This window comes from Bradyrhizobium sp. LB8.2, assembly GCF_040548035.1.
GTDB lineage: Bacteria > Pseudomonadota > Alphaproteobacteria > Rhizobiales > Xanthobacteraceae > Bradyrhizobium.
In genome coordinates, this window is sequence record NZ_JBEPQV010000006.1 from 135,551 (window position 1) to 147,632 (window position 12,082).

Consider the following 12,082-nt stretch of genomic DNA (forward strand, 5'->3'; position numbering starts at 1 on the left):
CCATGGTGCATACGACGCAACCATTTGGCGCGGACGCCAGAGTTGATGTTGCTCTGGGTCGATTCATGACTCGAACCGGACCCGCTATCGCACGCGGCATTTGATCTTCATCAAGGGTGGTCGATGGCGCGATGTCATCTTGTTTTGGTTGACGAGCCGCATTCGCTGGCGTCCAAAATAGGGGCGTCGAGTTGAGGTGAAGGAAAATGCTCAAGCACACACCGCGGCAGCCGCAGCCATCGTAGCTTTCACGCTCTCGCCCGCCCTGGTGCGCTTGCCCGCGCCGGACTTCTGGGCCGGGCCGCTCTTTGCGCAGGAGGCGTTCGCCAAGCACCTCGGTCGCAACGCCATGCATCCCGATGCCGCTTCGATTAACGAGGATCTGATCGATGCCGCCCTGGGCGGCAAGGCGGACAAGGTGGCGGCGATGCGCAAGGCGTTCCCGATGTTACGTCCGTTGCTCGACGGCCCGACTTTCGACGCGCTCGCCCGCGAACTGACCGCCATGGAGCAGGCGATGGCCGGAAAAGACTTGCCGGCGATCGCGCTTGCGTCTGTCGAAGCCTATCGCATCATCGAAGCTGCGACCGATCCTGCGCAGCGTCCTGCACCCATCGAGGTCGCGATGCTGGACTATTCGGGGTTCAAGCTGAGTATCCTGGCGGCGCGGCCGACCGCAGAATGGGCGGCCATCGGAGCCACAGCGAAGGACTCGGACAGCAATTGGTCGGCGCTGGCAAAAAACGTCCGTGACTCCGGCATTCGCGATCTGGCTGCAGCGATCCAGGACGGGCTGAAAAGCGCCGTGGCGCGCAAGGACATCGAAGGCGTGAAGTTCGCCGCGAAGCTTCAACTCGGCATAGTCGATGTCCTTGAGGGATACTTCAAGCGCGCCAAGAGTCGATAAGCAGAAACGGTGGAGTCTCTCCGCTGCTCGGATTGCTCCGCTTTCGTCCGATTTCCGGTATTGTAAAGGTTTTCGGATGCCGGCCCCATGACGGTGGCGCGGCGTACGGCGGGGCCGGCGTCCGCAAACCTCCAAGGGAGGAAACCGCGGGAGTGGGCACGTAGGTGGGGCGGCGTGGGCTATGGGGATTTGAGAGCGGCGGATGAGGTGTGTGATTGGAGTCGAGGCGATCCAACGAGTTGGCCGACGGTGAAGCTGCTCATAGATGAGCGGTGGATCGGGTTGAACGCGGCGGAGTGCCGGACGATTTGAGACGACGGCTGGATATTTGAGCGCGCTTTGCCGTGGCCGGCCGAGAGGCAGCGAATGCGACGAGCATTTTTGCGGTATTCTGACGCGGTCATGAGGTGTCGATCCTGATGACGGTTGTCGGACCTGTCGGCCGATGTCATGGCGCTGCACCGCGCTCGAAGACCTCAATGATGACCATGCGACCGCCGCAGCACGGACAGTTCGGCTTGGTTTGATCGGCGGGGGCGGCGGTGGGCTGGCGTTCAGGTTTTGTAACGCCGAGCAGCTCGCGCGCGCGTGCGACGTTATCGGCGCGCGTGCCGCTGGCGAGCAGGCCGTAGTGACGGATGCGGTGGAAGCCTTGCGGCAGGACGTGGATCAGGAATCTGCGGATGAACTCGGCGGTGGCGAGCGTCATGACCTTTTGGCGATCCCGCCCCTCGGCGCGATAGTCCTTCCACCGGAAGGTGACGCGGGTGTGGTCGCAGGCGATCAGCCGGCTGTTGGCGATGGCGACGCGGTGGGTATAGCGGGACAGATAGGCCAGCACCGCTTCTGGTCCGCCGAAGGGCCGCTTGGCATAGACGACCCATTCGGTCTTGCGCAGTGGTGCCAGATAGGCCGCGAAGGCTTGCGCATCGGCGAGCGGCGCGTGATTGCCGAAGAAGTGCAGGCGGCCGGCCGCGTGCGACGCCATCAGCTTCTCCAGGAACAGCCGTCGAAAGAGCCGCGAGAGCACGCGCACCGGCAGAAGGAAGCCGGGACGGCATGATACCCAGCGCTGGCCGTCCAACGAGATGCCGCCGCCCGGCACGATCATGTGGACGTGCGGATGATGCGTGAGCGCCGAGCCCCAGGTGTGCAGCACGGAGGTGATGCCAACGCGGGCGCCGAGGTGCTTGGGGTCGGCCGCAATGGTGGTCACGGTCTCGGCCGAGGCCTTGAACAGCAGGTCGTAGACGACCGCCTTGTTGTGATAGGCGATGTCGGCGACGGCCGCCGGCAGCGTGAACACCACATGATAGTACGGCACCGGCAACAGGTCGGCCTCGCGCTCGGCGAGCCATTGCTTCGCGGCGGTGCCCTGGCACTTCGGGCAATGCCGGTTACGGCAGGAATTATAGGCGATCTCGGTGTGCGGTTTGTGGTCGATGCCAAGGGTAACATCGTCGCCCGCACCTTCGGTGAGCAATCCGAGCTCGGACAATCTGCCAGCGCCACAGTCCGCGAAGCGGTTGCCTCTGCGCCAGAAGGAAGCTACGTCAAAACCACGCCTGTCGGCGACCAAGTCGACTCGATCTATAAACTCATTCCCGGAACCAGCGGATGGTCGGTCCATTTCGGAATACCGACGCAGGAACTCAACGGGCCCGTCCAGCGCTCAGCCATTTTTCTTGCCGGGGGTGGAGTCCTGAGCTTCGTCCTGGCTTTGACTTTGGCCTGGTACACGATACGCGACATTTCGCTGCGTCGGCGCGAGCAAGAGGCGCAGGCGGCATTGGCACTCAACGCAAGTGAAGAGCGACGCAGGCTGACGATCGATGCCGCAGATCTCGGCGTATTCAGCTGTGACTTTGCCGCCAGAGAAGCGATTGTATCGCCCCGCGCACGGGAGATGCTCCAGATAGAAGGTTCGCGCTCCGAAGGAGATACGAGCCTTCCGATAGATCAGATGCTGAGCAGTATTGATCCCGCCGACCAGCAGAAATTTGAGGCTTCCTTGCTGAGTTGCCGTTCGGGAATCGTCGCGATAGCCGATTTCCGGTCCGCTCCCCCTCACAGCCGGTGGCTGCGGGCCAGCGGAAGGCTATCTTGACTCGATGACAAAAACTTGGACGTGGTATATGGGGTCATTCAGGATATCGATGAGACCAAGCGAGCCGAGCTGGAACGACAGCAACTGCTTCGACGTCTTTCGGAGGCAGAAGAAAACGAACGCCGTCGAATCGCAAGGGAGCTTCACGATCAAATCGGCCAGACGGTTACAGGTCCCTTCTCGGTCTAAAGAACCTGGAGCCGCTTCTCGGCACGAGCCCCAAACGCAAGCTCGGATTGGAGAGGCTCAATTGGCTGCAAGGACTCGCAAGAGGGATTGGGCGCGATATCCATCAAATCGCCTCTGATCTGCGCCCGACTGCCCTTGATGACCTGGGCCTTTACAAGGCGCTGGAGGCGTTCTGCGCGGAGATCCAGCGGCGGTTCGGGATCAGCGTTGATTTTCAACCTCTGGGCAGAAGAGATCGTCTCGGCCAGGATGTCGAAATCGCGGCCTACCGCGCCGTTCAGGAGGCCGTGAGTAACGTCGTCAAACACGCGCAAGCGCGAAACGTCAGCGTGGTAATCGACCGACGTACAGCAGAGCTGAGGATAGTCGTCGAAGACGACGGGAACGGCTTCGACTTTCAGGAATTCTCGCAGGGCGAGAGCCGCCACGCAAAATTGGGCCTGTCCGTAATCGAGGAACGCCTCACGCTGCTGGGCGGATCTTTGGCGATTGAATCTGAACCCGCCCACGGCACTTCTCTCTTCATGAGGATACCGGTGCCAATAGAGGAGATGGGCTATGTGCCCGATCCGGATCACGTTGACTGACGATCATCCGCTTGTTCTGGCCGGAATGAAGTCTTTGCTCCAGGACGTGCAGGACATCGAGATCGTCGGGGAAGCAACGGATGGACAGACCGCCCTTGATATCATTCGCCAGGCCACGCCAGACATTGCCATCCTGGACATTTCACTTCCCGGTATCAGTGGCCTTGAAGTCGCTCGCACCCTAGCGACGCAGCTGCCTCAGGTTCGTCTGCTGGCGCTGACCGTGCACGAGGACCACGCCTACGTTCAGCCCATGCTGCAGGCGGGAGCTCGCGGCTATCTGCTGAAGCGCTCTGCGGCCGACGAGCTCGAGCGCGCAGTTCGCGCGATTGCTGGAGGTGGATTGTATCTGGATCCCGCAATAGCGGAGAAAGCACTTCCGTCCACGCATGGCGCACATTCGTCTTCTGGCGCTTCCACAGCCAGCGAGCTGACACCGCGCGAGAGTGAGGTTCTCAGACTCATCGCACAAGGCTTCAGCAACAAGGAAATTGCCAATCAACTAAACATCAGCATCAAGACCGTCGAAACTTACAGGGCCAGGGCGGTGGAAAAGCTCGGACTGTTTACGCGTGCTGACATAGTGCGCTACGGCGTGACCCTTGGCTGGTTGGACCATCTGGCAAAGAGTCCCGATCAAGTTTGACCTGGAGTTAGAATTTAGTGGGCGAAGCGGCCCTGGCCGCACGGCACTCAGACGTCAGGATTGTCCCGACAAGCCGCGCTCATCTCCCGACTGCCCAATGGGACGCCGTAAACTATCTTCCGTGAAGCGGATGCGAGAACGAAAGCGAATCACCGGCCGGGACGTGCTTCTTCCAGGCTTCTGCACTCCGCACCTCCCAGGAACGGATCAGCTTGTTTGGAGACATATATGAGAAATGTACTTTTCCGAGGACGTGCCGGTTGCCAACTCTTTGCACAGTATGAAAAACTGGCTGGGCTCGCGGCTGGGACAAGCTCGCGGCGAGATGACCGCACGGCGAGAACCGCGGGCATTTGTCTCGCGTGCGTATACCTGACTTGCCTTCTGTTCACGGCGTATGCGATTGTTTGAATGGCGGTCGGCGTGCTGACCACCGGACATGGAGAGAGATTTCGAAGTTCGGGCTCGTATGTCCCGATTTTTGGCGGGAACTCGTCCGATCATGGATACAGCCGTGGAGCTCCTTTTCCTCGGCACGTTGGTCACGACTCTTGTCGTCGCGGCGCTGTAAATCGCGGCTCGTCGCTTTTCCCAAGCTCTTAATTGTCAGCTTCCGATGTAACGCGCTGCGTATCATGCTGGACGCATAGACTAATGCGCGTCGGAGACCCAGTCAGCATCGACGAACCGCTAGTTGAGATTGAAACCGGGGATGTCCCGATCGGTGTTGAACTACGTCGGGCCGACGTTGCCGGAATGAATGTTACGCGGCCCTCGTGACGTGGGCAACGGGCTTGATCGTCATGCGATCGTGGTGAGCTTGGAGGCCCGCACGCAGAACCGACAATTGCTTATGCGCCTTCAATCGTCGGAAGCCCTTGTTGGCCTCGATCATGCCGGCCGCGACCCATCGCAAGGCCATACCGGCATCCCGCCAGCGTTTGACGTTGCGCGTGACGCGGCGAATGGTGCCCATCATGTTCTCGGCGATGTTGGTACAGGCGAGCGATCGACGAAGCTCCTTCGGCAACTTCAACCGGACGACAGTCAGGATTTCGTCGAGGCCTTCGAGGATGCTCGTCGCTACGCCGGGCCATTGCTGGTCGAGTCGGCGCGCGAGATTGCGGATCAATTTTTCAGCCTTGTCGGCGTCATCGAGCTCCCAGGCCTGGCGCAGCACCCGACGGGTGGCCGCATGATGCTCTTTCGGCAGGCGTTCCATGATGTTGCGCGCCTTGTGGATCTGGCAGCGCTGGATCGCAGCGGCCGAACCGAAGGTGCGGCGGATCGCCTTCGACAATGCTTTCGCGCCGTCGGCGATGAACAGTCTTGGCACCCCCGGGTCGAGCCCGCGCGAGACCAGGTTGTCGAGCAGGGCCTGAACCGTTGCGGCATTCTCGGTCGCCCCTTCCACCAGCGCCAGCGGATGCTTGTTGCCTTCGCCGTCAACCCCGATCGCGGCGACCAGCACGAGATCGTCGCCGAGATGCAGCCCATCGATTTGCACCACCAGAAGGTCGAGCGCGGACAGGTCGGCAGCCATGAAGTCGGCCAGCCGAGCCGCCGACAGCGCCACGAACCTCCGCGAGGCCGCCGACTTCGACACCCCAGATCCGGGCGGTGCCGGCACGTCCCCCTCGGGCAGCCGGACGGCGCGGCCGAACCGGCGCGTCGACACGTTGATCAGCATCAGGTTCATCGCCCAGCGACCGAGCCAGTCCTCCTGCGCTGCCGTTTCCCAGCTCGGGATCGTGACCTCGCGGCCGTCCACGCCCCGGACCCGCGGGCGCTCGACCTCGATCTTGCCGCCGTGGAAACCGATCCGTCCCCGCGTTCGGCCTCAACGGTGCGCCCGCCGCGCCGCATCGCGACCGTGGCGCGGCCCGCAGGCCGCCGTGACATCCGACTCCATCATCGTGCCGAGCGCCTCGATCCCCGCCGCAAGGCAGAACCGATCGAAGCTCGCCCGCACTTCCGCAAACGCTTCGTCCACAGCCCCAGTCGCCGGCGAACCAGCCGGTGTGATATCTCTCGTCATGGCGTTGCTCTCCTTTGTGGAATCAGCACCCCGAGCCTACCGGCTCAAGGTGGGCAACGCCGACCTCTTCAGAAATTCAACAGAACCCGGGACATCCCCATTGAAACCGACGGCACGACTGTAGAGGTGACAGCGCCAGCTACCGGAGTGCTGTCCGAGATTCTTTTGATGGACGGGAAAACAGTTACGGCAGGCACACTGCTCGGAGCGATTACAAAGTACGGGAGTGGCAGCAAGAGCCCTGGCGCAAGCTGAACGTGCGAAGGCGGAGCGGGGGTGAGACAGCCGATCGCCCTAATCAGCTGTTTGCTGATGAGTGTGCGTGCTAACCTATCGAGGTTTATTGAGTGCGATTCTAGTATCCGGAATCAGAGCTAAGTGATGCGGCGCCTTTGAATCTGCGTTTTCTTGGCACGGACGAAGGGTTCAGCTCTGTCGTTATCGATGTGCTCCTGAAGCTGTTTATTATCCCGACTTGAGTTACAACGCACGCTCTAAGAAACGTGGCTACTAATATTCTCCACCTGATATGTGCGGGATCGAATCGGTCCGGTCGTTGTGCTCCTGGCCTGCCTTCTGCAAGTACGCGATGAGGTCGCGGCGAGACGGGGCGTCGAGCACGCGAACCGGCATGCGTGCGCCGGGAATGAATTTCCGGGGGTCGGCCAGCCACTGATCGAGATTATCCGTGGACCAGATGAGACCGGCGCTCTTTAGCGCGGGCGAATAGTCGTACCCGGGAGCCGAGCCGGCTCTGCGGCCGACCACCCCGCCAAGCACGGGGCCAGTCTTGTTTCTGTCTATCGCGTGACACGCAGTGCAGCGTTCCATGAAGAGTTGTTGGCCGTGGACGGGATCCGGCGCGGCATTGGCCAGGAAACGTGAAAGATTCTCGCTGTGTGACGGATTCGCCGAGCGAAGAAATGTATAGCTTAATGTGATCGTATCGACATGGAGATTGTCCGAATCCTTTGCAAAGGCAGGATCGACGAAAAAGACAACGGGCATCTCGACCTTCTGATGCGGGTCAAGGCGCTCTTCATTGAAGCAGAAGCACTGAATTTTATTGAAATAGATGCCGCTCGTCTCCGGCGTGACGTTGAAGGTCGCGTGCCCGACGATCGACTCGTTGCTGAGATTCTCGGCGGTGAAGAATACGAGCTTTTGTTCGCCCAAGTGAACGGTCACGGAGCGCTGCTCAGGTTCGAACCGCCACGGCAAGTCCGGCGCGACGTTGCTGTCGAACGCAACGGTCACAGTCTGATCGGAGGCGGCAGTTGAGTCGGAATACGCCCGTTGTGTCGTCCCTCCGTATCCGGTTGCGCCACAGAAAGCGCGGTACAGCTCCGGCGAATAAGCCACCAGGCCGAACATGATGCCGAGCACCACGAAGCACGGTAGGAGAACATTCAGGTGTTTCCGGTAGCGCGGCTCCATCTCGACTCCTTGCACTGGCCGCCCCCGGCATCTGGCATGATCTAGACCGACGCGGCGTAACCGTCCACCGGTCGATGAGAGCCAGTTTCGCCGTGGTGTTTGACGAGTTTGTGATCGTAGTTGCATCCGTAGGACACGTTCGACCCTCACCACGTCCCAATTTTGGTTCGCATCTCCATCAATCCCATATCAATCTCATGGCGCTCGCTGCACCGGGATTCGTCTTAAACCCTCGCAGGCTCGCTCTGAATATGCGTCGACAGCCGGTTTAAGCAGCAGCGGCTGCCCGATAGGCAGGCCGTGTGGCAGTTTCCAAAGCAGCAAAACTTCCCATTGATTTTGCGGGGACTTCATGTCGATTGGTTTGGACATTTCCCCGATTCAACTGTGCCCGACATGTCATCAGCGCCCCTCTCCTCGTCTAAATTTCCAATTCGGCCTGTCGTCGGCAGCCCCGCACCGGTTCCGGACCGTGAAAGGAGGGTCAATCTACTGGTCCTTTGCGGCCTCGCGCTGATTGTCGGGGTCATGACGGGCTGCGGCGCCGTCGCACTGCGAACGCTCATCGGTCTTTTTCACAACGCGTTTTACATCGGCACTTTCAGCATCTGGTACGATGCCAATGTGAGCGAAGGGCCGAGTCGGTTTGGCGACTGGGTATTTCTTTCGCCCGTCATCGGCGGTCTCGTTGTCGTCTTTCTGGTGCAGCGTTTCGCCCCGGAGGCAAAGGGCCATGGTGTTCCGGAGGTTATGGATGCTGTTTTTTACAAACGCGGCAACATCCGCGGTCAGGTTGCGATCATAAAATCTCTGGCTTCAGCCCTTTCGATTGGCAGTGGAGCTGCAGTCGGTCGCGAGGGTCCGATCATTCAGATCGGGGCAGCACTGGGTTCTGCTTTCTCCCAGGCGATCAAACTGTCGACGTGGCAGAAGATCACATTGCTCTCCGCTGGAGCCGGTGCCGGGATCGCGGCGACCTTCAACACACCGCTTGGCGGCGTGCTGTTCGCGCTGGAAATCCTGTTGCCCGAGGTCTCGAACCGCACTTTTCTTCCAGTCGTCATTGCGACGGGTGCCGCAACGACCATAGGCAGAATCTTGATCGGACCGAATCCTGCCTTCGTCGTCCCTGATATTCAAATGTCGCTAGCCCAGGCTCTGGGTCTGCAGGAGGCAATCGCTTTTGTCGTGCTGGGAGCCCTGTGTGGCGTCGCCTCCTGGGCCTTTATACGCCTGCTGGTAGTTATGGAGGACGGCTTTCCCAAGCTGCCCGGAAATGCCTACACGCAAAACATTATCGGGATGGCCGCCGTTGGCCTGATGATGGTCGCTTTAACTCACGCCTTCGGCCATCCCTATGTTGATGGCGTTGGCTATGGCGTCATCCAGTCGACCCTCGACAACAAGATGACATATGCAGGCCTGCTTGCGTCGCTGTTTGTGCTAAAGATGCTGGCCACGACGATCAGTCTCGGATGCGGAGCCTCCGGCGGTATCTTTTCCCCATCGCTGTACCTCGGAGCCACGTTGGGGGGAGCCTTCGCCCTCGTGGTCAGCATGGTCTTTCCACACGCTGGCCTGACCGTTCCTTCGGCTGCGATCGTCGGCATGGCCGCCATGGTTGGCGCCGGCACCGGCGGGGTCATGACCGCCATCGTCATGGTGTTCGAAATGACACGGGACTACGCCATCATCGTGCCCGTGATCGTCGGTGTCGCGGTCGCGGCCGGCATTCGCCGTACGCTGATTGGTGAGACAATCTACACGATCAAGCTGCGCCACCGCGGCCACCGCATCCCGAAAGAACGGCACATCAACCTTTATCTGGTCAAGCAGGCCCAGGACATCATGGAACGGCGTTTCATCCTTGCCAAGGTCGGGACAACGTTGAAGGAAGCCATAGGCGCGGAAGACACCGACGACCTACGCGCCATCATCGTCGAGCGCGAGGGGCGGATTGTCGGCCTGATACCGCCACGCTCGGGCCTGTGGCTTGAATCTCAGCGTAATCCGAACCTGCTCGTCGAGCGCTTCGTCGAAAGCCGCGCTGTCATTTGCAGGGATATCGATCTCCTGAGTCTCGTGCTCGCAAGATTGAAACGGCATCGCTCCGGAGCGGCGATTGTCTTTCACGGGGTCGATCGGCCGAGAGTCCGAGATATTGTTGGCGTCATCACAAAACGCGCAATAGCTGACACGGTCATCGATAGCTACGACGATTAATCAGCGAGCGACCGAAGCGAAACCAGAAGGAAATGATCAATGTCCGCCTGGTGCGGCCTAGAAGCGTAGACGGGAGATAACTATGCGCGCTATCCTGCTCGCAAGCGCGGCGGCGAAGCCTTGCATCGATATTTTGCATTGAGTGGACGACCGCGTCACTACGCTTAGAGTCGTGGTTGTAAATTCCCCGCCGGACCTATCGGGAACCGCGAGCGGTCGGCACATTCCTCTGATCATCAAGCTCTTTTGATTTCCTGTCGGGGTGACCCGAACGCGCGCACCGTCTAGTTTTTCTGTATGAACAACAGCGTTTTAATCTCCGGTGCGGGAATCGCTGGACCGACATTAGCCTTCTGGCTGAAGGCGGCGGGGTTCCAACCGACTCTGATCGAGCGGGCGCGCGCGTTGCGCGTCGGCGGTTATGTCGTCGATTTCTGGGGTCTTGGATACGACATCGCTGAACAAATGCACCTGACCGACGACATCAATCGCATCGGCTATCACGCGCGTGAGATGCGGGTCGTTGACGATCGCGGGAAACGCATCGCGGGATTTGGCACCAGGGTGTTCGATGAACTTTCGAACGGACGCTATGTAACGATCGGACGGAGCGACCTCTCTCGGTTGCTTTTCGAAAGGCTCAGAGGTGACACCGATGTCATTTTTCAAAGCGAGGTTCTTGCCCTTCAGGAACGCGACGACTGCGTGGAGGTTCAACTGAAGAATGCGGGCACTCGCCGATTTGGTTTAGTTATCGGCGCCGATGGCTTGCATTCCACCGTTCGCAGGTTAACGTTCGGGCCGCAGTCACGGTTTGAAAAGTATCTTGGCTATGCGGTCGCAGCGTTCGAGGTCCGCGGTTACCGACCGCGCGACGAAGATATCTATTTGATGTATGGACAGCCCGGCCGCATGCTTGGCCGCTTCACGTTGCATGATGACCTGACGCTGTTCTTGTTCGTGTTTGCCGCCGATAGCGATACGTTACCAGAAGGGCTTGAACGGCAGAAGGCTATGCTGCGCGAAAGATACCGCGAAGGGAAGTGGGAGTGCCCCCTCATCCTCGCCGAATTGGATCGTGCACAACAACTCTATTTTGACCGGGTTAGTCAGATAAGGATGGAAAGCTGGACGCGCGGCCGCGTTGCCCTTATCGGAGATGCAGCATTCTGTGTATCCTTGACGGCCGGGCAAGGCTCGGCTCTTGCGATGATTTCCGCATTCGTACTCGCAGGTGAACTCGCCAATGCCGGAGGCCGCCATGAAGATGCCTTTGGCAGATACGAAGCATTTTTGCGGGCCTTTATCGGGGAGAAACAGCGCGCCGCCGAGCGCTTTGCTCGGGTCTTTGCGCCAAAAACCCGGTGGGGCCTGAACGTTCGCAACCAGGTGATAAAGGCGTTCGCCATTCCCGGCCTTGCAAGGCTAGCAATCGGCAGGGATATTACCGACACCCTACAACTCCCCGATTACCACTGGCTAACGCCTTCGTGGTCAGGCCATCGGGTGACACCCTCTGGCTCGGAACCGAGCCCAACGAGGGCATGAAGCCGCGTAGATCATTTGCTTATGGCTCCTCTCCGCCGAACGACATTCTTTATGGCGCTCTGAAGCGGCGGTCCCGCTCGCATAGACAACGGGAAAGTCCGGGTCGATTTCCCGAGCAAGTTGAGCGACCTGCCAACCATCCATCTTGCCTCGTAGATTTATGTCGTCTAGGAGCGCTCGGTACTTTCCCCTGTGTCCCTTGAGCAGGGTAACCGCCTCTTCCCCCGATGCCGTGATGGCGGGTTCGAAGCCGCCACACCGAGCGCTTCTTCAATGAGAGTTTGGAGCAACTGGTCGTCTTCAACGACCAAGATAATCGGCAAGTCCTGCAATACCCCGGCTCCCCACTACTGCATCAAGCGATTCGAGTTACAAAGTGAACATAAGTTCCCGGCCCGCA

The 12,082-nt window shown here is 59.8% G+C and carries 10 protein-coding genes and 1 pseudogene; 8 read left to right on the top strand and 3 right to left on the bottom strand.

Annotated features, from left to right (window positions below):
* The first annotated feature begins 349 nt into the window (after positions 1-349).
* Positions 350-907, top strand: coding sequence for a hypothetical protein (locus ABIB06_RS10295; protein ID WP_354125589.1), 558 nt, complete (start codon positions 350-352; stop codon positions 905-907).
* Between the two features lie 448 nt (positions 908-1,355).
* Here ABIB06_RS10295 and ABIB06_RS10300 read toward each other — a convergent pair whose 3' ends face one another.
* Entirely contained in the window at positions 1,356-2,537 is a 1,182-nt protein-coding gene (locus ABIB06_RS10300; RefSeq protein WP_502916545.1) for an IS91 family transposase, read from the bottom strand.
* A 96-nt stretch (positions 2,538-2,633) separates the two neighbouring features.
* Here ABIB06_RS10300 and ABIB06_RS38890 point away from each other — a divergent pair, with 96 nt between their 5' ends.
* From ABIB06_RS38890 to ABIB06_RS10320, 4 genes are read left to right on the top strand one after another with little or no spacing between them, the layout of a single operon-like run.
* A complete protein-coding gene (locus tag ABIB06_RS38890) occupies positions 2,634-3,014 on the top strand; it encodes a PAS domain-containing protein (protein WP_502916544.1) in 381 nt (126 codons plus the stop codon).
* Positions 3,015-3,035: 21 nt separating this feature from the next.
* A complete protein-coding gene (locus tag ABIB06_RS10310; protein WP_354049525.1) occupies positions 3,036-3,203 on the top strand; it encodes a histidine kinase in 168 nt (55 codons plus the stop codon).
* Between the two features lie 47 nt (positions 3,204-3,250).
* The gene (locus tag ABIB06_RS10315) at positions 3,251-3,790 is read left to right on the top strand and encodes a sensor histidine kinase (RefSeq protein WP_354069047.1); all 540 of its coding nucleotides are present in this window, start codon (positions 3,251-3,253) and stop codon (positions 3,788-3,790) included.
* On the top strand, positions 3,762-4,436 hold the full coding sequence (locus ABIB06_RS10320) for a response regulator (protein ID WP_354049486.1): 675 nt from the start codon (positions 3,762-3,764) through the stop codon (positions 4,434-4,436). The genes ABIB06_RS10315 and ABIB06_RS10320 overlap by 29 nt, the downstream gene beginning before the upstream one ends.
* A gap of 763 nt (positions 4,437-5,199) precedes the next feature.
* On the opposite strand, the pseudogene ABIB06_RS10325 reads toward ABIB06_RS10320, so the two are convergent.
* Positions 5,200-6,474 (bottom strand): annotated as a pseudogene (locus ABIB06_RS10325) (IS256 family transposase).
* 99 nt (positions 6,475-6,573) lie between these two features.
* On the opposite strand from ABIB06_RS10325, the gene ABIB06_RS10330 reads away from it, so the two are divergent.
* Positions 6,574-6,729: a biotin/lipoyl-containing protein gene (locus ABIB06_RS10330; protein ID WP_354049526.1), complete on the top strand. Its 156-nt coding sequence runs from the start codon at positions 6,574-6,576 to the stop codon at positions 6,727-6,729.
* A 255-nt stretch (positions 6,730-6,984) separates the two neighbouring features.
* Here the strand turns inward: ABIB06_RS10330 and ABIB06_RS10335 are convergent, their stop codons facing one another.
* Positions 6,985-7,911: a cytochrome c oxidase assembly protein gene (locus ABIB06_RS10335; protein WP_354049487.1), complete on the bottom strand. Its 927-nt coding sequence runs from the start codon at positions 7,909-7,911 to the stop codon at positions 6,985-6,987.
* Positions 7,912-8,211: 300 nt separating this feature from the next.
* On the opposite strand from ABIB06_RS10335, the gene ABIB06_RS10340 reads away from it, so the two are divergent.
* Both ABIB06_RS10340 and ABIB06_RS10345 read left to right on the top strand, forming a co-directional pair.
* The gene (locus ABIB06_RS10340) at positions 8,212-10,134 is read left to right on the top strand and encodes a chloride channel protein (RefSeq protein WP_354069045.1); all 1,923 of its coding nucleotides are present in this window, start codon (positions 8,212-8,214) and stop codon (positions 10,132-10,134) included.
* A 297-nt stretch (positions 10,135-10,431) separates the two neighbouring features.
* The gene (locus ABIB06_RS10345) at positions 10,432-11,682 is read left to right on the top strand and encodes an FAD-binding domain (RefSeq protein ID WP_354049489.1); all 1,251 of its coding nucleotides are present in this window, start codon (positions 10,432-10,434) and stop codon (positions 11,680-11,682) included.
* The last annotated feature ends 400 nt before the right edge of the window (positions 11,683-12,082 follow it).